This window comes from Paenibacillus sp. FSL R5-0378 (assembly GCF_038009285.1).
GTDB classification, from domain to species: Bacteria; Bacillota; Bacilli; order Paenibacillales; family Paenibacillaceae; genus Paenibacillus_AQ; species Paenibacillus_AQ favisporus.
In genome coordinates, this window is record NZ_JBBPAY010000001.1 from 2,142,655 (window position 1) to 2,167,910 (window position 25,256).

20 protein-coding genes and 1 riboswitch are annotated in these 25,256 nt (G+C 53.6%); of the genes, 19 read left to right on the forward strand and 1 reads right to left on the reverse strand.

Annotated features, from left to right (window positions below):
* Positions 1 to 106 precede the first annotated feature (106 nt).
* From MKY74_RS10135 to MKY74_RS10145, 3 genes are all read left to right on the forward strand, one after another.
* Positions 107 to 1,732: a glycoside hydrolase family 43 protein gene (locus MKY74_RS10135; RefSeq protein ID WP_076170654.1), complete on the forward strand. Its 1,626-nt coding sequence runs from the start codon at positions 107 to 109 to the stop codon at positions 1,730 to 1,732.
* Positions 1,733 to 1,850: 118 nt separating this feature from the next.
* The gene (locus MKY74_RS10140; RefSeq protein ID WP_084203915.1) at positions 1,851 to 3,017 is read left to right on the forward strand and encodes an ROK family transcriptional regulator; all 1,167 of its coding nucleotides are present in this window, start codon (positions 1,851 to 1,853) and stop codon (positions 3,015 to 3,017) included.
* Positions 3,018 to 3,310: 293 nt separating this feature from the next.
* Entirely contained in the window at positions 3,311 to 4,318 is a 1,008-nt protein-coding gene (locus MKY74_RS10145; RefSeq protein ID WP_076170652.1) for an HRDC domain-containing protein, read from the forward strand.
* A gap of 124 nt (positions 4,319 to 4,442) precedes the next feature.
* Here MKY74_RS10145 and corA read toward each other — a convergent pair whose 3' ends face one another.
* Positions 4,443 to 5,378 carry a magnesium/cobalt transporter CorA gene (gene corA, locus MKY74_RS10150; protein ID WP_076170651.1) on the reverse strand — a complete coding sequence of 312 codons (936 nt, stop codon included), beginning with the start codon at positions 5,376 to 5,378 and terminating at the stop codon, positions 4,443 to 4,445.
* Between the two features lie 424 nt (positions 5,379 to 5,802).
* Positions 5,803 to 5,929, forward strand: a riboswitch (SAM riboswitch).
* A gap of 122 nt (positions 5,930 to 6,051) precedes the next feature.
* Between corA and metA the strand changes: the two genes are divergently transcribed.
* The 16 genes from metA to MKY74_RS10230 all read left to right on the forward strand — a co-directional run bounded on the left by metA (position 6,052) and on the right by MKY74_RS10230 (position 25,253).
* Positions 6,052 to 6,987: a homoserine O-acetyltransferase MetA gene (gene metA, locus MKY74_RS10155; RefSeq protein WP_076170650.1), complete on the forward strand. Its 936-nt coding sequence runs from the start codon at positions 6,052 to 6,054 to the stop codon at positions 6,985 to 6,987.
* A 24-nt stretch (positions 6,988 to 7,011) separates the two neighbouring features.
* The gene (locus MKY74_RS10160; RefSeq protein WP_076170649.1) at positions 7,012 to 8,196 is read left to right on the forward strand and encodes a PLP-dependent transferase; all 1,185 of its coding nucleotides are present in this window, start codon (positions 7,012 to 7,014) and stop codon (positions 8,194 to 8,196) included.
* Positions 8,193 to 9,374 carry an aminotransferase class I/II-fold pyridoxal phosphate-dependent enzyme gene (locus MKY74_RS10165; protein WP_076170648.1) on the forward strand — a complete coding sequence of 394 codons (1,182 nt, stop codon included), beginning with the start codon at positions 8,193 to 8,195 and terminating at the stop codon, positions 9,372 to 9,374. Before MKY74_RS10160 ends, MKY74_RS10165 begins: the two co-directional genes overlap by 4 nt.
* A gap of 184 nt (positions 9,375 to 9,558) precedes the next feature.
* Entirely contained in the window at positions 9,559 to 10,692 is a 1,134-nt protein-coding gene (gene mqnC, locus MKY74_RS10170) for a cyclic dehypoxanthinyl futalosine synthase (RefSeq protein ID WP_076170647.1), read from the forward strand.
* A gap of 212 nt (positions 10,693 to 10,904) precedes the next feature.
* Complete coding sequence (locus tag MKY74_RS10175; RefSeq protein ID WP_076170646.1) at positions 10,905 to 11,486, forward strand: TetR/AcrR family transcriptional regulator; 582 nt, start codon at positions 10,905 to 10,907, stop codon at positions 11,484 to 11,486.
* A gap of 48 nt (positions 11,487 to 11,534) precedes the next feature.
* Positions 11,535 to 12,845 (forward strand): cytosine permease, encoded by a 1,311-nt coding sequence (locus tag MKY74_RS10180; protein WP_144025425.1) that lies wholly within the window; start codon positions 11,535 to 11,537, stop codon positions 12,843 to 12,845.
* Positions 12,846 to 12,854: 9 nt separating this feature from the next.
* A complete protein-coding gene (locus MKY74_RS10185) occupies positions 12,855 to 13,973 on the forward strand; it encodes a DUF917 domain-containing protein (protein WP_076170645.1) in 1,119 nt (372 codons plus the stop codon).
* Positions 13,966 to 15,606, forward strand: a complete 1,641-nt coding sequence (locus tag MKY74_RS10190; RefSeq protein ID WP_244169273.1) for a hydantoinase/oxoprolinase family protein — start codon at positions 13,966 to 13,968, stop codon at positions 15,604 to 15,606. Before MKY74_RS10185 ends, MKY74_RS10190 begins: the two co-directional genes overlap by 8 nt.
* A 237-nt stretch (positions 15,607 to 15,843) precedes the next feature.
* Positions 15,844 to 16,743, forward strand: coding sequence for a putative sporulation protein YtxC (locus MKY74_RS10195; RefSeq protein ID WP_076170644.1), 900 nt, complete (start codon positions 15,844 to 15,846; stop codon positions 16,741 to 16,743).
* 410 nt (positions 16,744 to 17,153) lie between these two features.
* On the forward strand, positions 17,154 to 19,094 hold the full coding sequence (gene thrS, locus MKY74_RS10200) for a threonine--tRNA ligase (protein WP_076170643.1): 1,941 nt from the start codon (positions 17,154 to 17,156) through the stop codon (positions 19,092 to 19,094).
* 395 nt (positions 19,095 to 19,489) lie between these two features.
* The gene (locus tag MKY74_RS10205) at positions 19,490 to 20,035 is read left to right on the forward strand and encodes a 3D domain-containing protein (RefSeq protein ID WP_116232664.1); all 546 of its coding nucleotides are present in this window, start codon (positions 19,490 to 19,492) and stop codon (positions 20,033 to 20,035) included.
* A gap of 197 nt (positions 20,036 to 20,232) precedes the next feature.
* A complete protein-coding gene (locus MKY74_RS10210; protein ID WP_163878701.1) occupies positions 20,233 to 20,409 on the forward strand; it encodes a hypothetical protein in 177 nt (58 codons plus the stop codon).
* Positions 20,410 to 20,624: 215 nt separating this feature from the next.
* Positions 20,625 to 21,731, forward strand: a complete 1,107-nt coding sequence (gene liaF / locus MKY74_RS10215) for a cell wall-active antibiotics response protein LiaF (RefSeq protein WP_076170642.1) — start codon at positions 20,625 to 20,627, stop codon at positions 21,729 to 21,731.
* 4 nt (positions 21,732 to 21,735) lie between these two features.
* A complete protein-coding gene (locus tag MKY74_RS10220; RefSeq protein ID WP_084203914.1) occupies positions 21,736 to 22,749 on the forward strand; it encodes a sensor histidine kinase in 1,014 nt (337 codons plus the stop codon).
* A 44-nt stretch (positions 22,750 to 22,793) separates the two neighbouring features.
* Positions 22,794 to 23,450: a response regulator gene (locus MKY74_RS10225; protein ID WP_076170641.1), complete on the forward strand. Its 657-nt coding sequence runs from the start codon at positions 22,794 to 22,796 to the stop codon at positions 23,448 to 23,450.
* A 135-nt stretch (positions 23,451 to 23,585) separates the two neighbouring features.
* Positions 23,586 to 25,253: a S1C family serine protease gene (locus tag MKY74_RS10230; RefSeq protein ID WP_076170640.1), complete on the forward strand. Its 1,668-nt coding sequence runs from the start codon at positions 23,586 to 23,588 to the stop codon at positions 25,251 to 25,253.
* Positions 25,254 to 25,256: the final 3 nt, after the last annotated feature.

Below are 25,256 nucleotides of genomic sequence, written 5' to 3' on the forward strand. Positions count from 1 at the left end.
TATTCACGGCCAACCAGAGGTTCACTAAAAGAATTGCAGCATCTATAGGTGATTTTGAACACGATTTCACGAAATGAAAGATTGAATAGATCAGGGGGATACTTTTATGCAAATCGAAAATCCGGTATTAAAGGGGTTCAATCCAGATCCGTCCATCGTAAGGGTTGACGATACGTATTATATTGCAACCTCAACCTTCGAATGGTTTCCGGGCGTGCAAATCCACGAATCAAAGGATTTGGTCAACTGGCGGCTGATTACGCACCCGCTCTCCACGAGAACGCTGTTGGATATGAAAGGGAATAAGGATTCGGCAGGCATTTGGGCACCAGATCTGTCCTATGCTGACGGGAAATTTTGGCTGGTTTATACCGACGTGAAAGTAACCGAAGGCGCCTTTAAGGACATGACCAATTACTTGACTACCGCCGAAAGCATCGAAGGCCCTTGGAGCGATCCGATTAAGCTGAACGGAGTGGGGTTTGACGCTTCGCTGTTCCATGACGACAACGGGAAAAAATATCTTGTCCAGATGGAGTGGGATCATCGCGAGTATCGCCATCCGTTTAACGGCATAAAGCTGACGGAATACTCGGTTGAGCAGCAAAGATTGCTTCCGGAGACGGCAAAGATCATTTATAAAGGGACCGACGTTAAGCTGGTGGAAGGCCCTCATATTTATAAACTATTTGGTTATTATTATTTATTTTGCGCGGAAGGCGGAACGGTTTATACCCACCAAGAGGTGGTTGCCCGTTCGGCAGAACTGTTCGGCTCCTACGAAACGCAGCCTGGCGACGTATTCCTGACCGCGTTCGATTCGCCTGACGGGGAGCTGCAAAAATGCGGCCATGGCTCACTGGTGGATACGCCGTCGGGCGAATGGTATTTCGCGCATTTGACGGGACGCCCCTGGCACCGCGAGACCGAATCGATCCGCGATCCGCGCGGCTGGTGCACGCTGGGAAGAGAAACGGCGATTCAAAAAGTGGAGTGGAACGAGGAAAAATGGCCTTATATCGTAGGCGGCAAGCAGGGAAGCCGGTTTGTCGAAGCTCCTAAAGGCTGCACGGAAACGAAATATGCGCCGACCTATCCGGAAACGGATCATTTTGATTCCGCGGCATTGAATATCAATTTTAGCACGCTGCGCGTTCCGTTTGACGAGCGAATGGGTTCTCTGACGGAAAAGCCGGGGAACTTGCGCTTGTTCGGCAAAGGCTCCTTAACCAATGAGCACGAGCAATCGCTTGTCGCAAGACGCTGGCAGTCCTTTTATTTCGACGCACAGACGGCAGTCGCGTATTCGCCTTACACCTTCCAGCAGATGGCCGGCCTCGTTAATTATTACAATACGGGACACTGGTCGATGATCCATGTGACATGGAACGAAATCAATGGACGCGTCATTGAAGTGACGCAAAATGACCGTGGCGTTCTCACGAGCTTTCTGAAGGATAAAGCCGTTAAAGTTCCCGAACATGCGGAATACGTGCATTTCAAAGCGAAGGTCCGGAAAGAAACGTACACCTACGCCTATTCCTTTGACGGCGAACAGTGGACGGATATCGACGTAACGCTGGATGCTGCGATTTTGTCCGACGATTACGTGGTACAGTCCTACGGCGGATTTTTTACGGGAGCGTTTGTCGGGATGGCTAATGTTGATTATTCCGGTTATGAATTGCCGGCAGATTTCGATTATTTTACGTATAAAGAGCTTGATAAATAATTAATCATGATCCCGAGAAAGAGCTGGAAGAATATGACTTCCAGCTCTTTCTTAGTAGTAATGTTAATTAATATGCTATACTTCTAAGTACGATAACATTTGAAAGGGATTACAACAAATGATTATGAAAACTGATCAGGATGTTATGAGAGAAAATAACAAAAAATTGGTATTAAAAACTCTATTTAATACTGATCAGACGTCTAGAAGTTCAATAGCCGACCAAATCAATCTTCAAAAGTCCACGGTTTCTTCCATCGTACGCGAGCTTCAAGACCAAGGCTTGATTGAAGAGCTGGGAACAGGGGAAGCATCCAACATTGGGGGGCGTCGGCCCAATTTAATACGTTTTAATCGTAAGTATGGGTTTGTACTGGCTTTCGATATGGGCATTCATCATTTAAGATATTCCGTCAACTACATTAATGGCGAGCTTATTCACCATGTTTCCATTAAATTATATACGAACAAAGTAAGAGATATTTTTGCATTGATGAAAAACGTGATTTTGAATTTGGAAAAGTACGATACGATTAACGGATTGGTTGGAATCTCCATTTCGCTTCACGCGCCGGTACTGGACAATCAGATCCTGTATAGTCCGTTCTTGGACTTTCAGTCCTTTGATTTGATCGATGCGTTGAAGGAGCTGATCGACGTTCCCGTTATCATCGAAAATGAAGCCAATCTTACGGCGATTTATATCCGGGATTTTTACCGCCATACCGAGGATATTCAATTCGATAACATTCTAGCCTTAAACATTCATAACGGAATAGGCGTAGGAACGATTATCGAGAGACGCCTGTATAAAGGCTTAAACGGATTGTCCGGCGAAATCGGACGATCCATTATCATGTCGGAAAATAAAAAAAATCGGCGTTTAGAAGAAATTTATTCCGAAAAAGCGGTGCTTGACCGGATCGGCAAATTGAAAAACAAACCAGGATTTACGTTAGAGGATTTTATTCTTTTAATGGAGATCAAGGATGAACAAATTGCGGCTATCATGGAGGAATGGGTCATAGCCATTGCACAAATCTCTTATAATTTAATCCAATACAGCGCTCCGGATGCTGTGTTCCTTTCCTCACGATTTATCGCCTTTTTCCCATACCTATTAGACGGGATTATTAAAGAATATTCTTCACTTGATCCGCTTGGCTCCACACAAATTATTTCGCTTGACCACCATATTCATGAATTAACGCTCTTTGGCGGAGTTGCCTTGGTTTCCAGGAAAATTCTCGGATTGGAATCGCATGATTTACTTTTTACCAAGTAATCCGGGCATTTACGATGAACCGGAATGAAATTCAGCGACGGCTTGTGAAGGGACAACGGCTTGTATTTTGTCCAAATCCAAATGGCTAAGTTCTAATTCAGTTGAATTGAAAGCTTCTTAGGAGCCGGTTATTTCGGAGATTTGGCGAAAAACCCATTGACCATTTTACATAATATGGTATGATCAACTATAACAGCACATCTGCACGAATGGGGAAGCACCTCTCTTAATTTAAGAGAGGTGCTTTTTTGCGTTGTGCTGATTACCCTACGTGGATGGAGGAATTGGTGAATATGCAAATCGTTTTTATGAACCGGCTTGTGAAGGATGCGGGAAGCGAGGGAGAAAAGCTCGCGCAGGTATGGATCGGCGAAGAGGAGGGAACCTGGCATCTCGGATGGAGAGATCTGGAGATGACCGGGGAAGCCATGGATACCGCTTGGTATGAAGGCGGATCCTGGAATGAGATGCTGTACATTTACAGGCACGGCCTGGCGGTCAAGCTCGGCGAAGGATTCCGCCCGTTGATCGACGGCACGTTCCATGAGGAAGAGGAGCTGAAGGGCCGCAGCCATGCTGTACAGAAGCTGTACTGCTACAGTGAACTGCACAACAACGAGGAGCTGTACGCCGAACTCACCGCCTGGCGGAGAAGGAAGGCGGCCAGTGAACGCAAGGCTCCTTATTTTATCGCCAGCAACCGGGTGCTCCGTCTGATCAGCGCCTTCGTGCCGCATACCATCGAAGAGCTGCTGCAGCTTCCAGGCGTCGGGGAGAGCAAGGCGTCGGAGTACGGAGCCGACCTGATCGAGATTGCGGGAACGGTGCAGCGCAGCCACGAATTTCCGCTGGATTGGGTGAATGATGCACTGGACGACCAGTCATATCTATCGTGGACCTACAAGCAGAAAGAGCACAAGTACAAGCAGGACCTGGATAAATACCGTACCCGGCGCACCATGCTGAAGGGAATTTATGAGGGGATGAACCTGCAGCAGCTGGAACAGGAATGCGGCCTGCCGCGCAGAGACCTGGTGGAGGCGCTGGAGCAGCTGGAGAAGGAAGGGTATGATACCGAGCGGCTGATCCAAAGCGAGCTGGAGGAGGTGCCGAATGAGGAGCAGGAGCGGGTGTGGGCCGCGTTGGAGGAGCTGGGCGACGCGCTCTTGAAGCCGGTGCTGCTGCAAGTATACGGAGAGGATGCCGCCTCGGGAAGCGGCATGGAGCAGCGTTATGAGCGGATCCGGCTGATCCGCATCCGGTTCCGCCGGCAGCCCGGTAGCCGCAGAAGCGTGGGGTGAACGGTATGCTTCCCCGCGGAGTTACGGATGGTGACCATGCAAAAAGGACGAAGGCTCTAACCGCATGCGGCCGTCTCCTTCGTCCTGTTTTCCATTGCATGATGATGGGGTGATGCGCTGACTTTCAAATCCAGTCTTTTTTCTTGAAAATGACAACCATGCCGAGACCAAGGACGAGCATGATGCCGAGGATCATGAAATAACCGTATTTCCAATGAATTTCCGGAATGTTATCGAAGTTCATGCCATAGATTCCTGTAATGATCGTCAATGGCATGAAGATCACGGTCATGGCCGTAAACACTCTCATGATCTCGTTCGCGCGGTTGGCGATACTTGACTGGTAGGCCTCGCGCAAGTTGCTCATCAGATCGCGGTACGTATCGAATGTTTCGGAAATTTTGACCGCATTTTCGTAAATGTCGCTGAAATATTTTTGCAGCTGATCGTCAATCAGCCGGAGGTCTTTTTTATTTAACGTATTGATGACATCCTTCTGCGGACCCAGCACTTTTTTCAGCCACAGAATCTCGCTTCGCAGACCGATAATTTCGTTCAAATGGGACTTTTTCGTGTGCATGAGAATGTCTTCTTCGAGCTTCTCGATTTTGGCTTCGATCCGGTCGCCGACCACAAAGTAGTTGTCAACCACGAGGTCGATCAGCAGGTACAGAAAACGGTCCGGTCCGCTGACTTCCTGTTCCCACAGGATCGGCTTCAGCGTCCGCAGCTCGTTGATTTTCTGTTTCGTCACCGTAATGATGAAGTGTCTTCCGAGGAAAACGTTCAGTGCGCGCAGAAAAATCTCCTCATCGTCAAACCGGATGCTGTTGACCACGATAAAATAGTGGTTTTCGTAAATTTCGATCTTCGGGCGCTGCTCCTCTTCGCTGAGACAGTCTTCAACCGCCAGATCATGCAGCGAAAACAGCGGCTGCAGCTCCGCGAGGTCGTCGACGTCGGCGTCGATCCAATAAAAGCCGGCCAAAGGTGGGGTTAGTACAGTTTGCAGGTCATCGATCGGAGTAAATACTCCTTCGTTTACCAACCGGATTTTCATATGACTTCACTCCTTGCTCAAGATGTTTGAGCATAGAAAAGAAATCAGCGCTGCCGGTCAGCGGGATTTGGGGGAGTACTGAATAAACGTACGGGCATGAAAACGAAAACTTCCCTCTGCCGGCAAGCTGATCTCAGGTCTATGCAGTTGTGTTTTCCATGCATTCAGCTTCGGGCTCGGGTCGCCTTCCATCTTTCATGTCACCTCAGTCATATCGGGGTATGAAACACTTGTCTAGTATAACGCCGGGTTTTATTCCTTTCAAGAACAAAATGGCGGCCGGCAGGTCCCGATAACAGGGTATGGAAGCGACCTTCGATCGGTGCACGAAATGCTGCCGAAAATGACAAATCCGCGTCTTGACGAAGGGTGGGCTTATGATTTAAAGTAAGGAACAAGACAATGAAAAATTGAATACAGCGAAATCTTATCAAGAGCAGGTGGAGGGACTAGCCCGATGAAACCCGGCAACCGGCGGTATTTACGCACGGTGCTAATTCTTGCAGGAGCATGGCAGCGGCCTTTGGGCGTTGTCTCCTGACAGATGAGAGAGGCGCGGTAATGAGCGTGTAATGACCTTTCTCTTTTGTATGGGAAAGGTCATTTTTGTATACTCGGCTTCTTCTCAAGCTACGATTTTCGCGGTTTTCAGAAAAAAGGAGAGATGATAACGATGCCGATCAAGATTCCCGACACTTTACCGGCGAAAGAAGTTCTTACCCGGGAAAATATTTTCGTCATGGACGATACCAAAGCGTATCACCAGGACATCCGTCCGCTGCGCATCGCGATTCTCAATCTGATGCCGACCAAGGAAACGACAGAAACCCAGCTTCTCCGCCTGCTTGGGAACTCGCCGCTGCAGGTCGACATTGTGCTGCTTCATCCGGGCTCCCATATTTCCAAGAACACGCCTTCGGAGCACCTGAAGTCGTTCTACAAAACGTTCGAGGAAGTGAAGCACCGCCGTTTTGACGGGATGATCATCACCGGGGCGCCGGTCGAAAAAATGGATTTTGAAGACGTGAACTATTGGGATGAGCTCCGCGAAATTATGGACTGGACCAAAACGAACGTCACTTCGACGATGCATATCTGTTGGGCCTCCCAGGCCGGATTGTTCCACCACTACGGCATTCCCAAGTGGGACCTGAAGGAGAAATGCTTCGGCGTATTCCCGCACCGGGTGATGAAGAACAACGTGAAGCTTCTCCGCGGCTTCGACGATGTATTCTATGTACCGCACTCCCGCCACACCGAGGTGCGGCGCGAGGATATCGAGCATGTGGAGGAGCTGGAAATTCTCTCGGAGTCAGAGGAAGCCGGCATTCATATGGTAGCAAGCAAGGACGGCAAGCAGATCTTTGTAGCAGGCCACTCCGAATACGATCCGGATTCGCTGAAATGGGAGTACGAGCGCGATATCGCTAAGGGCATGGACATGAAAATTCCGGTCAACTACTACCCGAACGACGATCCGAATCAGGCTCCGCTTGCCATCTGGCGCTCGCATGCCAACTTATTATTCTCAAATTGGCTGAATTACTATGTATATCAGGAGACTCCTTATGATATCGGGGAGAGTCTTGAAGTCTGGCCGCAAATTTAGTTGACCCTACAGGAGGATACGCATATGGAAAAGGAACCATGGAAAATTGAAAGCAGATTGGCCCAAATCGGCTCCGTTGAAGAACCCGTGACCGGAGCGGTAAACTTCCCGATTTATCAGGCAACCGCCTTCCGCCATCCGAAGCTTGGGCAAAGCACCGGTTTTGATTACGCACGAACCGCCAGCCCGACCCGCAAAGTGCTCGAAGCCGCGGCAGCGAAGCTGGAATCCGGCGACGCCGGCTTTGCCTGCAGCTCAGGCATGGCTGCGCTGCAAACCATCTTCACCCTGTTCAGCCAGGGCGATCATCTGATCGTTTCGCTGGACCTGTACGGTGGTACATACCGCCTGCTGGAAAGAATCCTTTCCAAATACGGGGTTACCGCGACGTATGTCGACACCAACAATCTGGACGAGCTGGAACAGTCCAGACGCCCGAACACGAAAGCGGTGTTTATCGAGACGCCGACGAATCCGCTCATGATGATTACGGACATCGAGGCCGTCTCCAATTGGGCGCACCGCCACGGCTTGCTGTCCATCGTGGACAATACGCTCCTCACGCCGTTCTTCCAGCGTCCGATCGAGCTCGGCGCGGATATCGTCGTGCACAGCGCGACCAAGTATTTGGGCGGACATAACGATGTCCTTGCAGGCCTGATCGTGACCAAGGGCAAAGAGCTGTCCGAGGAAATAGCGTTTCTGCACAATTCCATCGGTGCGGTGCTCGGGCCGACGGATTCCTATCAGCTCATGAAAGGAATGAAAACGCTGGCCCTGCGGATGGAGCGCCATGAAAGCAACGCCACAGCGATGGCCAAGTACCTTCAGACACATCCGGCGGTTGCCGAAGTATTCTATCCGGCGCTTCCGGACCATCCGGGACATGACATCCAAAGCCGGCAGTCCCGGGGGAATACGGGGATCTTCTCCTTTAAAGTGAAGGATGCCCGTTACGTAGAGCCCGTGCTTCGCCACATCCAGCTGATCGCCTTTGCGGAAAGCCTTGGCGGCGTGGAGTCGCTGATGACCTATCCGGCCGTGCAGACGCATGCCGATATACCGGAAGAAATCCGCAAAGCCGTCGGCGTCGACGACCGCCTGCTCCGTTTCTCGGTGGGCATCGAGCATATCGATGACCTGATTGCGGATCTGGGCGGCGCATTGGATGCCGCGATCAAGGAAGTGGAAGGGAGCAGCCAAGGATGAGTGATTTGGGCAAAGGACATCAAGACAAAGGCAAGCAGGAGCGGAAATTCGCGACCAAGCTGCTCCATTTCGGCTCGGAAATCGATGTTGCAACGGGAGCCTCCAGCGTGCCGATCTATCAGGCATCTACGTTCCACCATGCAGATATCTTCAATCCGCCGGTGCATGATTACAGCCGTTCGGGCAATCCGACGCGCCAGGCACTGGAAGACTATATCGCCCTGCTTGAAGGCGGGGTGCGCGGGTTCGCCTATTCGTCGGGCATGGCGGCCATTTCGAGCACGTTTATGCTTCTGTCGGCCGGCGACCACATGATCGTGACCGAGGACGTATACGGCGGAACGTACCGCCTGCTTACAAGCATTTTGAATCGCCACGGCATTGAGAGCACTTTCGTCGACATGACCGACCTGGATCAGGTGAAGGCTGCGCTGAAGCCGAACACCAAGGCCGTATATATGGAAACCCCATCGAACCCGACGCTGAAAATTACCGATATCGAAGCCGTCACCAAGTGGGCCAAGGAGCATGATCTGCTCACCATGGTCGATAACACGTTTATGACACCGTATTACCAGCGTCCCATCGAGGTTGGTGTGGATATCGTACTGCACAGCGCCACGAAGTTCCTTGGCGGACACAGCGATGTGCTGGCCGGTCTGGCCGTCGCCCGTACCGAGGAAATCGGCGGCCAGCTGAAGCAGCTGCAGAACGGCCTGGGAACGGTGCTGGGCGTACAGGAGAGCTGGCTGCTGATGCGGGGCATGAAAACATTGCAGGCACGCATGAAGCACAGCGAAGAGAGCGCGGCCGTACTGGCCGCTTGGCTCAAAGGGCGTCAGGATATTACGCAGGTCTTTTACCCGGGGCTCATCGATCATCCCGGCAGAGAAATTCACGAGAAGCAGTCCACCGGCTACGGGGCCGTCGTCTCGTTTGACGTGGGCTCCGGCGAGCGGGCCAAACAGGTGCTGAACCGCGCGCAGATCCCGCTCGTGGCCGTCAGCCTGGGCGCGGTGGAGAGCATTTTGTCCTATCCGGCGATGATGTCCCATGCGGCAATGCCGGCAGAGGTTCGGCTGGAGCGCGGCATTACCGACGGGCTGCTCCGCTTCTCAGTCGGCCTCGAAGACGTCGACGATCTGATCGCTGATCTGGATCAGGCGCTTCAAGGTTAAATCATCAAGCAGGCACCGCTTCGGCGGTGCCTTTCCTTCGTCCAGCCCGCGACGCTCGCCAGCCCGCGTTCGGTCAACGGGTTCTATGAATTTCGTTTGCCCTGTGCGCCAATTGTGTTAAGATGGTATTGGTCATGTTTTAATTTATGTTACAAAATTCACATATGATAGGAGGCTGCCAAATATGAGTGCGGTTGACCGTATTCTGGATAAAGCACTGCGGGGCGAACGCCTGAATTTGGAAGACAGCGTGACATTGTTCGAAAGCAATGAAGTGGAGAAAATGGGTCATGCTGCCGATATCATGATGAAGAGGGTTCATCCCGATCCAATTACGACTTTCGTCATCGGACGGAACGTCAATTATACAAACGTGTGCGATACATACTGCACATTTTGCGCATTTTACCGTGTTCCTGGGCACAAAGAAGGGTATACCTTGCCGGACGATGTGATTTTCCAAAAAATCAAGGAAACCGAAGACGTGGGCGGCACGGAAATTTTGATGCAGGGCGGAACGAACCCGTACCTGCCGTTCGATTACTACACGAACCTGCTGAAGGGCATCAAGCAGCGGTTCCCGAACATCACGATGCACTCCTTCTCGCCGGCGGAAATCCGCAAAATGGTGGAAGTGTCGGGGCTGTCTCTGGAACAAGTCATGCGCGAGCTGAAAGCGGCGGGACTGGATTCCCTGCCGGGCGGCGGCGCCGAAATCCTCGACGACCGGATCCGCTCCAAGATCAGCCGGCATAAAGGAACCTGGCGCGACTGGATGGACGTCATGCAGATGGCGCACAAAATCGGCATGAACACGACGGCCACGATGGTCATCGGTTTCGGTGAATCGATGGAAGAGCGCGCCCTGCATATGCTGCGCATCCGCGACGCGCAGGACGAATGCATCGCGAACGGCTACGACTCGAAAGGTTTCCTCGCCTTTATTCCGTTCACATTCCAGCCGGACAATACGGGCTTGAAGCGGGAACGCGAAACGCCGGAAGCGTATTTGAAGACGGTGGCGATCGGCCGCCTGGTGCTGGACAACGTGCCGAATTTGCAGTCCTCCTGGGTCACAATGGGACCGGAAGTGGGCAAATTGTCCCTCAGCTACGGCTGCAACGACTTCGGCAGCACCATGATGGAAGAGAACGTCGTGTCCTCTGCGGGTGCGGTGCATAAGGTTAACATCACTTCTATCCTGCAGCTGATCCGCGAAGCAGGTAAAATCCCGGCGCAGCGGAACACGAGATACGAGACGCTTCGCGTCTTTGAAGAAGGTTCCCAGGTGGAACGCGACTTCGTCATGCAGAACTAGAACTGATTTTAAATATTTTTTGATACGACCGGCCGCCTTGCTTATGCGAGGCGGTTTTTTGTGTTGTACAAAAGGCCAAGGGTACGTACCCGGTGCAGGTTTCCTATTTATTCTTCCTCTGAATTCTTAAAAATAGCCATTGTATTTTTATGCGTTATTTTGTATAGTTTACTTAATTAACGTTAATTAAACAGGAAGTGTGAGGATATTTCATGACCAGAAACAAGCTGAAGGAAGCCGCGCTGCGGCTGTTCGGGGAAAAAGGGTACGACGGAACGGCCCTTTCCGAAATCGCCAAGGAAGTCGGGGTCAAAACCCCGGCGATCTACGCCTTTTTCGAAAACAAAGAGGATCTGTTTATGACGGTCTTTCGCGAAGCGATGCTCTCGTACAACGCTTTTATTCAGGAGCTGTCGGAGGAGAAGCAGGCGATGAGCGCCCGGGACTGCCTGTACGGCGCGGTGTCCAGACAATCGGAGTTTTACCGGCAGCATCCGGAGGCGAGCATGTTCGTGCTGCGGTACGTGCTGTTCCCGCCGGACTTTCTGAAGGAGACGATCGAGAAGGCATTTCTGCAGGCCGATGAGCTGCTGACACAGGCGGTCGAACGGTGGATCGTGCAGGGGATTGAGGAAGGGGCAGTCCGGGAGCAGCCAGTGCAGCAGCTCGTGGACGCTTTTTTGAACTTGATGGACGGTTTGAGCATGCAATATTTCTACTACACCTCCAAAGAGGTGTACACCCGCAAAGTGAACAACGCCTTCGAGACCTTCTGGAGCGGCGTGCGTTCGTAAGGCGGGTCACCTCACCGAGAAGATTGTACAACAGGGGGATGGGTTTACATGAGTGAAGCGAGTCAAGTTATCGGCAGTGAAGGCAGTACACAGGATTTTGAAAGGGAACCCGTTCCCCAGCATTTGCGCAAAAAATGGTTGTCCATGTCGCTCGTCTGGATCGCGATCGGGATCGACCTGTCAGCCATGTTTCTCGGCGCAGAGCTTGGCAACGGCATGAATTTGGCGGACTCGCTGACCGCAACCATCGTCGGCTCGGTCATCCTCGGTCTGATCGGCGCGCTTTGCGCTTATGTCGGGGCGAAAACGGGATTGTCCACCGCGATGATCAGCCGGTTTCTGTTCGGGAACGTTGGTGCGCGCATCGTATCGATCGTGCTCGGAATTTTCTCGCTCGGCTGGTTCGGCGTGCAGGTCGGATTTTTCTCGTCGAACATGCATACCGCTTTTGACAAGCTGCTGGGGATTGACCTGCCGCTCGGCGTGCTGTCCTTTGTCGGCGGTTTGCTGATGATGTCGACAGCCATCTGGGGCTATCGCTCGATCGAGCGCCTCAGCGTATGGTCCGTGCCGCTGCTGGTCATTTTTATCGGCGTCGCCATCGTAGCGGCGTTTAAGACGAAAGGAACGTCGGCGATATGGGAACCGATTGCCGGGGCGCCGATTCCGATGGGCATCGCCATTTCGCTTGTCATCGGCATCTTTATCGTCGGTACGGTGCTCTCGCCGGACATCGGGCGCTGGGCGCGCACGCCGATGCATGCCGTGACGGCCGCATTTATCGGATTTTTCGTCGGCAACAGCTTGATGACGATTATCGCGATTTTCCTCTCGCGGCTGATGGACACCGACGATTTGACGAACATTTTTATCGCCCTCGGGCTCGGACTGCCGGCCATCATCGTTCTGACACTGGCGCAATGGACGACCAATACGAACAACCTGTATTCGGCGTCGCTCGGCTTCTCGGTCGTATTTCAGAAGTTCCCGAAAAAATGGATCACCGTCATTGCGGGACTGATCGCCACCTCGCTTGCCGTCTTTGGCATTTACGACAAATTCCTGTCGTTTCTGAATGTCATTACGAGCTTCGTGTCGCCGATCGGAGGGCTGTATACTGCCGAGTATCTGCTGGTGGACCGGAAGAAATTTACGTTTGAAGGGCTGGACCGCAACCGGAACTGGATTTTCCGTTCCCTGGTTGTCTGGATTTTGGCTACGCTGTTCGCTTATATGACCACACCGTCACCGGACGGGTTCGGCCTCTTCCAATTGACGCGCGTTCCTGCGCTGGATGCCTTTGTTTTTGCCTTTATCGTACAGTGGATCATTGGAAAAATTGCAAGTAAGAAAGGATAAATCTACATCATGAACAACAACGTGTTAACGGAACTGGACGAGCAAGCCGTCCATTATATTGCCGTCGGTGCGGCGGTGCTCGGGACCGGAGGGGGCGGCGATCCCCATATCGGTAAATTGATGGCCATCGAGGCCATCCGCAAATACGGTCCGGTTCGGCTCCTGCAGCCGGACGAGCTGGCGGATGACGACCTGGTCGTGCCGCTGTCGATGATCGGTGCGCCGACCGTCATGAACGAGAAAATTCCGTCCGCCGAGCAGATGACGAAGCCGCTCGATCTCCTCGAGCGGGAGCTCGGCCGTAAAGTGACGGCCATCATGCCGATCGAGGTAGGCGGCGGCAACTCGCTCGTACCGGTCATCGCGGCGGCGGAGCGCGGCATTCCGATGCTGGACGCCGACGCCATGGGCCGCGCTTTTCCGGAGTCGCAAATGGTGACGTTCTACCTCGACGGGTACGACTGCAGCCCGATTACGATGGCGGACGAACGCGGAAACGCTGTGCTGATGCATGCCGTCGACGGCATTTGGGAGGAACGGATGGCGCGGGCTGTGACGATTCAGATGGGCGGATCGGCGTCGATCTGCGACTATCCGGTCACAGGGGCCCAAGCGAAGCGCAGCGTGGTACGCAATACGCTGACACAAGCCTATGAAATCGGACGGACACTGTATCTGTCCAAAGAGCGGAAGCAGAACCCTATCGAAGCGCTGCTCAAGCAGTTGAGCGGTTATGCGCTGTTCCATGGCAAAGCCGTGGATATCCGCCGCCGCACGGAGGGCGGATTTACGCGGGGCGAGGCGGTATTCGATGGCACGGATGCACAGAAGGGCCGGACGATGAAGCTCTACTTCCAGAACGAGTTCCTGCTGGCAACAGAGGACGGAAAATCACTGGCGGTGACGCCGGACCTCATTGCGCTGCTGGATCAGGACACGGGCATGCCGATTACGACGGAAAATCTGAAATACGGCGCCCGCGTGACGGCCGTCGGCTTCCCATGCGACCCGAAATGGCGTACGCCGAAGGGACTGGAGACGGTGGGGCCGCAATACTTCGGTTACGACACGTCATACGTGCCGATTGAAGTGCTGGCCGAAGGGAAAGGAGGCGCGGCTCATGAGTAATCCGATGAACGTGAGTAATATGAGCAGTCCGTTGAACGATATCGTGATTCCATCCGGTAGGGAGAAACTTGGCGGCGGCGAAGACCTCTACAGGATCGGCATCGACGTCGGCGGTACGAATACGGACGCGGCTCTCCTCGATTCCAGCCTGAGACCGGTGCACACGGTCAAGGTTCATACGACTCGCGACGTCAACGAGGGAATCGTGGAGTCGATCCGCCGCCTGCTCGCAGAGAGCGGCGTGAATCCGGCCCGGATCCGCTATGCGATGCTTGGAACGACGCACTGCACCAACGCCATCGTCGAGCGGAAGCACCTGGGGAAGGTCGGTCTGATTCGCATCGGCGCCCCGGCAACGACCTCGGTGCCGCCGCTTGCGGATTGGGACGATGCGCTGAAGGCGGCGGTCGGCCCGCATGCGTATGTGGTGAGCGGCGGTTATGAATATGACGGCCGGGCGATCGTCGGCTTGGATGAGGCACAAATTGCCGAAGTGGCGGGCCGGATGCGGGGAGAAGTGGACGCGGTCGCGGTCTGCGGCGTGTTCTCCCCGGTCAACGGCGAGCAGGAGAAGCGGGCGATGCAGATCGTCAAAGCGGTGCTCGGCGATAACACGCCGGTAACGCTCTCCCATGAGATCGGCAGCATTGGACTGCTGGAGCGCGAGAACGCCTCGCTTCTGAACGCTGCGCTGCTGAACGTCATTGCCGGCGTCGTCCGAGGCTTTGAGCAGGCGCTGGAGAGCTTTGGCATCCATGCCGGTGTCTACATTTGCCAAAATGACGGTACGCTGATGCGCAGCGATTACGCCCTGCGCTACCCGATCCTGACCATCGCCTGCGGTCCGACCAACTCGATCCGGGGCGCGGCCCATCTGTCGGGCCTCAGCGACGCGCTCGTCGTGGACATCGGCGGCACGACGACAGACATCGGTGTGCTCGCCCACGGCTTCCCGCGCCAATCCTCGGCCGCGGTCGAGATCGGCGGCGTGCGCACGAACTTCCGGATGCCGGACATTCTGTCCATCGGCATCGGCGGCGGCACGATCGTGCGGCAGGACGCAGCCGGCGGCGTCACCGTCGGGCCGGACAGCGTCGGCTACGAGCTGCTGCAGCGCGGCCGGATCTTCGGCGGCGACACGCTGACGGCTACCGACGTGGCCGTGAAGCTCGGACGGCACGCCTGGAACGGCGCAGACACAGCCGGGCTGGACGAGACGGTGTGCCGCCAGGCGGACGGCATCATCACGAGCGACATCGAGGACGCGATCGACCGCATGAAGACGAGCTCCGATCCGGTTGACGTCGTGCTTGTCGGCGGCGGCAGCATCCTTGTGGCAGACCGTCTTGAAGGCGTCGCGCGGATTGTCAGACCCGACCATTACGACGCCGCCAACGCCATCGGCGCCGCGCTCGGGGAAGTCAGCGGCGAGACCGAGCGGATCTACGCGCTGGACGAGATGACGTATGACGAAGCGATGCTTGATGCGAAGAACCATGCCGTTCAGCAGGCCGTCCTAGCCGGGGCGGAGCGGGATACGGTTCAGGTCGTATTTTCCGAGGATATTCCGCTTGCATACCTGCCGGGCAACGCACTGCTCGTAAAGGTCAAGGCTGCGGGCCGGCTGGCTTGACAACCCATCGATTTCAGATATGAATAGGGGCCTCTTCCTTTGGTGTTCAAAGGGGGAGGCCCTTTATTATTTCCCGGCAAAAGGTACCTTTTTTATTCAGCGGAAACCCCCATTTACCAAGCATTTCATGTCGATTTTAACTGAGAAATGTTAGCCTGTTTTCCATCGATCCCTCCCGTATATCCCCCCGGCTAAAACATATACTTTGTAAGAAGGAATTTGAAAGGAGTGTTCTCCATGGAACTGTTCAGCATAGCAGCCCGAACCTTTAGTCCGCGGGAAGCGGAGGAATATAAGCGCATGGTTTCGGAAGCGAACCAGGTTTTACATAACAAGTACAAATCACTCGCAATCAGCTGTACGGTCCATGAGGATATGATGCTGTGGAGCTGCCGGGAGGACGATCCGCGGTTCTTTAAGGAGCATCATCTGCAGCAGGTGTACGCCGCTGCCGCCAAGACGGTGGCCCATTATATTTTGCAGGAAAAAGAGCAGCGGCTGATCGAGAAGATTCTGGCCGATGATTTTGATTTTCCCGATCCGGAGGAAAAAGAGCAAATTTTGAAGCACTGCCGGATGAGCCTGGAAAAAAGCTCCGAAGGGGGCGCATGGTCCCGCCGTTACGATATGCTTGTTCGCGGCATCAAGCAGTGCCTGAGCGAACGGCCGCTGCTCCATGTCGACGGTTTTCTGACCTTTCGTGCCGCTGCTTACATTAAAGAGCTGAAGGAAGTCGTGGAGTACGCGGTGGATGAGTTTTTGATGGACCGGCAGTATGAGGAGTTTGTCAGCATTCTGAAATACTTCGTCTATTTCCAGCAGCCGCAGGTGCCGATCGCCCATGTCATTCATAAGGGAGGCCAGGATTTGCTCGTGCTGGACGGTGACTTAAGACCGTTGGAGTACCGTCATGACGAAGGGGTCGTGGTGGAGCGTCTGGACCAGCAGGACCTGCAAATGGAGGATACGGTCGTCACGACGCTGATTTCCGTGTCTCCTGCCAAAATCGTCATTCATACGCGGGAACCGCATATGACCGTCGTTCGCACGCTGATGCAGATTTTCGATGAGCGGGTGGAAATTTGCCGTTACTGCCCGGACTGCCACGCCTATTTCCGCGAAACAGGGAAGATATAGCTTGACTCGCCGCTGGACAGGGATTTATAATTACACATAATTCGATAAAAGCGTCGACAGAGACATGGACCTGAAGATACGGACGGTCAGAGAGAGGGAACTTGGCTGAAATTTCCTCACGAATTCCGGCTTCGGTCTACCCCTCTACAGCTGCGGTTTGGAACCTGTTTACCCGGATTCTTGATCAGTCGGGGAAGCTCAGTATAAGCCGCCGGGTCATTCCGTTATCTGATGCTGAAGGACAGCCATCTCGTATTTACTGGCAACAGGGAATATGGAGGTCTGTCGAAGTTGGGTGGAACCACGGGTACAAACACTCGTCCCTTGTATAGGGATGGGTGTTTTTTTGCGTTGCCTGTATGATTTTGAAAAGGGCGGCTGTCCGCCGAAATACCAAGGAGGAATACAACGTGTCAGTAAGCATCAAACTGCCAGACGGCTCGGTTCGCGAATATGCGGACGGAAGCACCATTGAAGACGTCGCCGCTTCGATCAGCAGCGGCCTGAAGAAAAATGCGGCCGCAGGGAAATTGAACGGCATCGTGGTCGATTTGTCCACCCCGCTCGTGGAAGGAGCCGCGGTGGAAATCGTTACGCTCGATTCGCCGGAAGGCCTCGAAGTGATGCGCCACAGTACAGCGCACTTGACGGCCCAAGCCGTGAAGCGCCTGTTCGGGGCCAAAGAGGTCAAGCTCGGCGTCGGACCTGTCATCGAGGACGGATACTACTACGACATGGATTTGGAGCATCCGCTCAATCCGGAAGATCTGCAGAAGATCGAAAAAGAAATGGAGCGTATCGTAGGCGAAAACCTGCCGATCGTCCGCAAGGAAGTCAGCCGCCAGGAGGCGCTGGACATTTTCGGCGAGCTCGGGGATCCCTACAAGCTCGAACTGATCAACGCGCTGCCTGAGGACAGTATCATCACTATCTATGAGCAGGGCGAATTTTTCGACCTGTGCCGCGGACCGCATTTGCCTTCCACCGGCAAAATCAAGGTGTTCAAGCTGATGAGCGTAGCCGGTGCCTACTGGCGCGGTGACAGCAAGAACAAAATGCTGCAGCGGGTCTACGGAACCGCTTTTGTCAAGAAAGCGCAGCTGGATGAGCATCTTCACTTCCTTGAGGAAGCCAAGAAGCGCGACCACCGCAAGCTCGGTAAAGAGCTCGACATCTTCACTTTCTCCCAGCTGGTGGGACAAGGCCTGCCGATGTGGCTGCCGAAAGGCGCCAAGCTGCGCCGCACCCTCGAGCGCTACATCGTGGACCTTGAAGAAAGCCTGGGGTACCAGCATGTCTACACGCCGGTTCTCGGTAACGTAGAACTGTACAAGACCTCTGGCCACTGGGAGCATTACCAAGAGGACATGTTCCCTAAGATGGAGCTCGACAACGAAGAGCTGGTGCTCCGTCCGATGAACTGTCCGCACCATATGATGGTGTACAAGAGCGAAATGCACAGCTACCGCGATCTGCCGATCCGGATCGCCGAGCTCGGTATGCAGCATCGTTACGAGATGTCCGGGGCACTGACAGGATTGCACCGCGTACGCGCGATGACGCTGAACGATTCCCACATTTTCTGCCGTCCGGATCAGATCAAGGAAGAATTCCTGCGTGTTATTCAGCTGATCACGAAGGTGTATGAAGACTTTGGCATCCACGATTTCCGTTTCCGCCTGTCCTATCGCGATCCGGAGGATACCGAGAAGTACTTCCCGAACGATGCCATGTGGGAAATGTCCCAGCGCATGCTGCGCGAGGTTGTGGAAGAAACAGGCATCCCGTTCTTCGAGGCCGAAGGCGAAGCCGCTTTCTACGGTCCGAAGCTCGACGTGCAGATCCGCACCGCCCTTGGCAAGGAAGAAACGCTGTCCACTGTACAGCTGGACTTCCTGCTGCCTGAGCGCTTCGAACTGGAATACGTAGGCGACGACGGGCAGAAGCACCGTCCGGTGGTCATCCACCGCGGCATTCTGGGCACGATGGAACGCTTTACGGCCTTCCTGCTGGAGAATTTCGCGGGCAACCTTCCGCTGTGGCTGTCTCCGGTGCAGGTCAAGGTCATTCCGGTGTCCATCGCATTCGAAGGCTATGCCAAGGAAGTGGCCGAGAAGCTGAAGCTTCAGGGCGTATCCGTGGAAGCGGACGTGCGCAATGAGAAGCTCGGCTACAAAATCCGCGAAGGCCAGCTTGAGAAAGTACCGTACATGTTCATTGTCGGCGATAACGAAATGAACGCGGGAACCGTGTCGATCCGCAAACGCGGCGAAGGCGACATCGGGGCCAAAACCGTGGATGAGGCGATTTCGCTGCTCCGTGAACAAATCGCGAAACGCGAAATTTTCTAAGACACAAACTCGTGTAAAACGATAACTTGATAAGCTTGCACAATCCTCTGCAAAGTGAGACGACTTCACTTTTACATGTATAAACGCCGGAACATATGGACATCCTCGCAAGTAAAGGGGGAGGATTTCATATGAACAAGGTGAAAACATGGCAGAGGATTTTGTGTTGTATGTTTCTGTTTGGCATGCTTGCAGGGGCGCCCAAGATGTATGCGGCATCCTTCTCGCTGCTGGAGAGTGACGGAGTTACGGGGAATGAAAGTGCAAAGAGTCCGATGCTGGCGGCCAATGACTATTATCAAAAGCCGTTAAAATATGCAACGAAGCCGGAAATGTTTCAGGTGGTTGATTTGAAAAAAAGGGCGGCACAGAACGTATTTAAGCAAAATGAGTTCATGCCCAAGTATACGGCCAAGGCGGCTGTTCCCGCGATCGGCAAAGCCGAGGTTAAGCCGCAGCAGGAGGCGGGTGCCGTTAAGGAGCCGTCCATGCCGGTCTTGATGCCGCGACAGGAGCAGGTTATCCGCAAGGTCAAAGTCACAGCCACTGGATACACCGCGGGTTATGAATCTACGGGCAAACATCCGAGCCATCCGTCATACGGCATTACGTATTCCGGCGTAAAGGTGCGCAGGGACAAAAATACGATTTCGACGATCGCGGCCGATCCGAAATGGTTCCCGCTCGGAACGATCCTTTATGTACCAGGCTACGGTTATGGTGTTGTTGCGGATACCGGTTCGGCCATCAAGGGCCGTAAGATCGACCTGTATTTCTCCACGACCAAGCAGGTGTATAAGGAGTGGGGGAAAAAAGAGGTAGACGTGTTTGTGATCAAACGGGGGAACGGCAAATGCAGCGAGGAAATGCTGCAGACGTTGGGAAAAGCGATCCAGACGTATAAGACCGTCCCGGCTTCGCTGCTGGATGAAGCGGTGTGAACTTAATAAAGAAGCCCTGGGCCCGGAACGCGGTGCTGCAGGGCTTTTATTGTTTTTTCGGTGCCATACATGTATCGTTTTCCATTCTTCAAATTTGCCGTAGAACGGTATAAATTCCAGGAGGCTTCACATACTACGACAGGGGTAAAGCGATGCTTGGATCCCCGGCCAGACAAGCTACAGGGAGGTGAAACCAAATGCAAAAGAAACAAAGCAGCAACTTCAAAACGCCAAACGAAAAGTTTGACGAGGAGTTTGCAGAAATCGGAAACGAGAGCGCAACTTCCACGCAAAAGCAAAAAGTACAAAGCAGCAATTTCAAAACACCTAACCAAAAGTTTGACGAAGAATTTAAACAAAACGATCAACAATAATCATTCTTTCGTCAATTTTTCTAAAGCACCCGCTGAAAAGCGGGTGCTTTATTTTTATATGGAAAAAAAAGTAATGCGTCTCGGTCTGGGGACTGAGAACAGGATCATTCCGCCGCCGCTGTCGGCCTGGCCGCCATTATTGTACACTGATATCAGATTCGCAAGCGATGCGAACTTTATAGGATATGAACAATGGAGTTAAAGGAGATACGGTTATGCAAAAAAAATGGGTGGACCGCCTTTTTGGAGGCCTGGTGCTGATCGCGATCGGAGTTGTATTTTTGTTGAATCAGCTCGGATATATCGACGTCAGCTTCTGGGGACTGGTCGGAGATTACTGGCCGGTGATTCTGGTTGTTTTGGGGCTCAAAGAGCTGGCTAAGGGCCGGCGCTCATTCTTTGGCGGGGCGATCCTGCTCCTGATCGGGGCTTATTTCCTGGGCCGTAATCTGGGATGGCTCTGGATCTCGCCAGGCAATCTGTTTAAAATCATCATTCCTGCGCTGCTGATTATCGGCGGGCTGTATGTCATTTTCAAACCGAATGACCGGACCCCTCCGCCAGCCGACAAGCGCCGTCCCGAGGAGCCTGCGTTTACGCCGGAACCTCCGGTACCGCCGGAGCCGGTAGAGCTTGACGGTTCGTCCCTGGACCGGCAGTTCGAGGAAAAATTTGGCATTCCGTACAGCAAGGAGAAGGGACCGCAGGGCGTTCCGCCGAAATCCTCCTATGAGGAAGAGGTTGATATGGACGATTTGGATTCGGACGATGACGACGAAATGGACCGGATGAAGAAGCACTACAAGAACAAGTACAAGCGGCACTACAAAAGATACTACAAGCATTACGCCAGAGAGGAAGCCCGCCGGGGCGGACCGTTCCGTGAGCCGGAGGATCATGATTGGGACCACCACGGCCCTTTCAGCGAATCCGACCACGACGGGAAAATCAACAAGTCCTCTTTTATCGGGGATATTTATCTCGGACACGATTCCTTTCAGCTGAAGCCGACCAACCTGTCCCAATTTATCGGAGACACGGTACTGGATCTGACCCGGGCGCATATTCCTTATGGGGAGACCAAAATCAACATCTCCGCGTTTATCGGCGATATCAAGGTGTACATCCCGGACGATACCGATCTGGGCGTCACGGTGAACTCGAGCTCCTTTATCGGGGATATGTCGGTGCTGAACGAATCGCGGAGCGGATTTGCGGGGAACATTTCGACCCGTACGCCGTATTACAAGGAAGCGCGCAAGAAAATCAAAATTAACGTCAGCGCGTTTATCGGTGATATTAAAGTAAACAAAGTAGGTTGATCGTATGAAAAGGTTCATGAAAAATACCAAATGGATGCTGTTGTTTTACTTTCTGCTGACCGGCCTTCTGATGACGGCGATTTTCTATATCGGCAGCGACAGCGGATATCTCGTTATTAAAGGAACCTGGGTATGGATTTATTCCTGCCTGGGGTTTCTGCTGTTGTCGATCATCATCGGATACATGGCCGGACAGCGGATCCAGAGGCGCATCGATGTGCTGGAGTTTAACATGCTTCAGGTTTCCAAAGGAAATCTGTCGGTGCGGATCGGCGAAACCGATGACCCGACGTTTGCCCGGCTCTATCATGAGTTCAACAATGTGATGGATTCCATTGAAAAGAAAATGGAGCTGCTGCAGCGGATGGGCGAGCAGGAAGTCATCGAAAAGGAAAAAGCCGCGGAATCGGCTGTTATCGAGGAGCGACGGCGGATGGCCCGGGATCTGCACGATACCGTCAGCCAGCAGCTGTTCGCCATTCATATGTCGGCGTCGTCGCTGCCGAGGGTGCTTGAACGGAACGAGGAGCAGGGCAAAGTCGTTATGGAGCAGCTCATTACGATGTCCCAGATGGCCCAGAAGCAGATGCGGGCTCTGATTGCGCAGCTTCGTCCCGTCGAGCTGGAAGGCAAGAGTCTGGCTGAAGCGCTGGAAGTCTGGTTCCCGGACTACTGCCGCCAGAACGGCCTCAAAGGCATGAAGGAGGTCGAACTGAAGGGCAGCCTGTCGGAAGCAATCGAGCATCAGCTGTTTCTGATCATTCAGGAAGCGGTGGCGAATATAGTGAAGCATGCCCACGCCAGACTGGTCAGCATGTCGCTTCGCGAAGAGAGCCGGCAGGTGGTGCTCAGCATCAGTGACGACGGCCAGGGTTTTGACTCGATTCCGCACAGACCGGGATCGTACGGACTTTCAACGATGCGGGAGCGGGCCGAGAAGCTGGGCGGACAGGTCGAAATTATGAGCCGCCAAGGCGCGGGTACGACCATCCGTGTACATATACCGAAGTTTACATAAGCTTATCTTGAACGGTTCATCAATACAGGCAGGGGGAAATCGAAATGGCAGAGAGCGTGAAGGTGGTCATCGTGGATGATCACGATATGGTCAGAATGGGACTGAAAACATATTTGATGCTGGAGCCTTCCTTTGAAGTGATCGGGGAAGCAGGCAATGGCAAAGAGCTGCTGGACTGGCTGGACCAGCGGCCGCAGGAGGAGCATCCCGATCTGGTGCTGATGGATCTGATGATGCCGGTAATGAACGGTGCTGAAACGACGCGGGCCGTTCTGGCGAAATACCCTTCGATCAAAATCGTCATTTTGACGAGCTTTCTCGAAGACGACCTGGTGGTGGACGCGGTGGAAGCCGGAGCTGTCAGCTACGTGCTGAAGACCGTATCGGCCGACGAACTGATCTACGCGCTGCAAGGGGCCAACCGGGGTATGCCGGTCATGACGGGGGATGTGTCCCAGGCGCTGACTAGAGGCATCCGCCAGCGGACCGTTCAGGGGGATTCCACCGGGATGACCGAACGCGAGAAGGAAGTGCTGCTGCTCGTCGCCGAAGGCAAAAGCAACAAGGATATCGCTGAGGAGCTGCATATCAGCATCAAAACAGTTAAGACCCATGTGAGCAACCTGCTGATGAAATGCGAGCTGGAAGACCGGACGCAGCTGGCCATCTACGCCCACCGCAAAGGATGGGTGCAGTCATAGCCTTTCCCGACATGTTTTATCTGCTTTTTAATTGTTTTTAATCTGTCATTAAGGTTTATAGTACATGATATAAACAGTTAAACAATATCCCTTACGGAACGCGATAAATCAGGGAAAGCAGGAGGCATGAATCACATGGACGAAAGAAACAGATTTGGCCAGCCGGAAGATTCGTTTGATCAAGAGCCAACAAAGCGTGAGCAGCCGTCTTCCGATTCGAATAATTCATCTTATTACTATTCCTACGGGCCGTTTAAGTCCCTTGGAAAAGACAACAATACAGAGCATCCAGGCAGTGAGCCCTCCGACAGGCCGCACTCGGAGGAGGTGGAGATCACTCCTCCGAATCCGGTCAGACAGCTTCCGGTAACCTCCAGCCAGTACCACAGCTCCGGCGAGTCCGGCAGCCCCGGACGCAGCGGGGGTTCGGGTGGCAGTGGCGGTAACAATGGCGGCAGCAACGGCGGTAACTGGCAGTTTAACCAGCGTCCGAAAACCTCGGTAAAAACGGTGCTGATTTCTTTCCTCGCCGGCATGGTTGTCATCACCGGGCTGATGTTTACGGCGGATCGCATGAATCTTTTTACGCCTAACACATCGCTCACGTCAGAAACAGCCACGACGGTGTCGGCTGCAGCCGACAACAACGAGCCTACCGGGAAGGCGAATACGACCTCGCTGCCGCTTTCGAAGCCGACGGATGTATCCGGGGTAGTGCAGGAAGCGGGCCCGGCGGTCGTTAAAATTGAAACGCTCGTTAAACAGAGCAGCCGCACCAATTCTCAAAGTAATCCTTACCTGAACGATCCGTTCTCCTACTTCTTCGGAGACCAGTTCGGCGGCGATTCGGGTTACGGCGGATCGGGATCGGATTCCCAATCCCAAGGCTCGGGTTCGGGTTCGAATCCTTCGCAGCTCGTTCCTTACGGTATCGGTTCCGGCTTTATCTACAACAAGGAAGGTTATATCCTGACCAATCAGCACGTGGTCGAGAACGCCGACGTCATTCAGGTAACCATCGAGAACGACGAGAAGACCTACGAAGCGAAGCTTCTGGGCAGCAGCAAAGATCTCGACCTTGCCGTTCTGAAAATCGAAGGCAACAACAACTTCCCGACAGTACCGCTCGGCGATTCTTCGAGCCTGAAAGTCGGTGAGCCGGTTGTAGCGATCGGTAACCCGCAGGGCTTTGACCATACGGTAACGACAGGTGTACTGAGCGCCCGCGAACGTTCCATCGATATCAGCGAGGAATCGGGCAGCGGCACACGCAAATATCAGCATCTGCTGCAAACCGACGCTTCGATCAACCCGGGTAACTCCGGCGGACCGCTGCTCAACCTGAGCGGCCAAGTCATCGGCATGAACGTAGCCGTCAGCGCCGATTCCCAAGGCATCGGTTTCGCGATTCCGACGAGCACGATCAAGAATGTCGTCGACAAGCTGGAGAAAAACCAGGAAATTCCGAAGGATCCGGTTCCGTTTATTGGCGCCTCTTTGATGACGTTGACCGAAGAAGTGGCTAAACAAATGGACACCGATGTAAAAGAAGGCTCCGTTGTCGCCGAGGTTGTCTACAAATCCCCGGCATACGAAGCGGACCTCCGCCCTTACGACATTATTACCGGCGTGAACGGTACGTCTTATAAAACCAATTCCGATCTGACCGCGTTTATCCAGAAACAGAAGGTCGGCACGAAAGTGACGCTGAACATCGTCCGCAACAACAAGAAGATGGACCTGCAGGTCACCATCGGCGACAAAAATAAATTCACGGACAACAGCGCGGTCAGCGGCCAGTAAACC

Coding starts and splice junctions, on each gene's coding strand:
- MKY74_RS10135 (WP_076170654.1), top strand. CDS start 107: ATGCAAATCGAAAATCCGGTATTAAAGGGGTTCAATCCAGATCCGTCC.
- MKY74_RS10140 (WP_084203915.1), top strand. CDS start 1,851: ATGATTATGAAAACTGATCAGGATGTTATGAGAGAAAATAACAAAAAA.
- MKY74_RS10145 (WP_076170652.1), top strand. CDS start 3,311: ATGCAAATCGTTTTTATGAACCGGCTTGTGAAGGATGCGGGAAGCGAG.
- corA (WP_076170651.1), bottom strand. CDS start 5,378: ATGAAAATCCGGTTGGTAAACGAAGGAGTATTTACTCCGATCGATGAC.
- metA (WP_076170650.1), top strand. CDS start 6,052: ATGCCGATCAAGATTCCCGACACTTTACCGGCGAAAGAAGTTCTTACC.
- MKY74_RS10160 (WP_076170649.1), top strand. CDS start 7,012: ATGGAAAAGGAACCATGGAAAATTGAAAGCAGATTGGCCCAAATCGGC.
- MKY74_RS10165 (WP_076170648.1), top strand. CDS start 8,193: ATGAGTGATTTGGGCAAAGGACATCAAGACAAAGGCAAGCAGGAGCGG.
- mqnC (WP_076170647.1), top strand. CDS start 9,559: ATGAGTGCGGTTGACCGTATTCTGGATAAAGCACTGCGGGGCGAACGC.
- MKY74_RS10175 (WP_076170646.1), top strand. CDS start 10,905: ATGACCAGAAACAAGCTGAAGGAAGCCGCGCTGCGGCTGTTCGGGGAA.
- MKY74_RS10180 (WP_144025425.1), top strand. CDS start 11,535: ATGAGTGAAGCGAGTCAAGTTATCGGCAGTGAAGGCAGTACACAGGAT.
- MKY74_RS10185 (WP_076170645.1), top strand. CDS start 12,855: ATGAACAACAACGTGTTAACGGAACTGGACGAGCAAGCCGTCCATTAT.
- MKY74_RS10190 (WP_244169273.1), top strand. CDS start 13,966: ATGAGTAATCCGATGAACGTGAGTAATATGAGCAGTCCGTTGAACGAT.
- MKY74_RS10195 (WP_076170644.1), top strand. CDS start 15,844: ATGGAACTGTTCAGCATAGCAGCCCGAACCTTTAGTCCGCGGGAAGCG.
- MKY74_RS10205 (WP_116232664.1), top strand. CDS start 19,490: ATGCCCAAGTATACGGCCAAGGCGGCTGTTCCCGCGATCGGCAAAGCC.
- MKY74_RS10210 (WP_163878701.1), top strand. CDS start 20,233: ATGCAAAAGAAACAAAGCAGCAACTTCAAAACGCCAAACGAAAAGTTT.
- liaF (WP_076170642.1), top strand. CDS start 20,625: ATGCAAAAAAAATGGGTGGACCGCCTTTTTGGAGGCCTGGTGCTGATC.
- MKY74_RS10220 (WP_084203914.1), top strand. CDS start 21,736: ATGAAAAGGTTCATGAAAAATACCAAATGGATGCTGTTGTTTTACTTT.
- MKY74_RS10225 (WP_076170641.1), top strand. CDS start 22,794: ATGGCAGAGAGCGTGAAGGTGGTCATCGTGGATGATCACGATATGGTC.
- MKY74_RS10230 (WP_076170640.1), top strand. CDS start 23,586: ATGGACGAAAGAAACAGATTTGGCCAGCCGGAAGATTCGTTTGATCAA.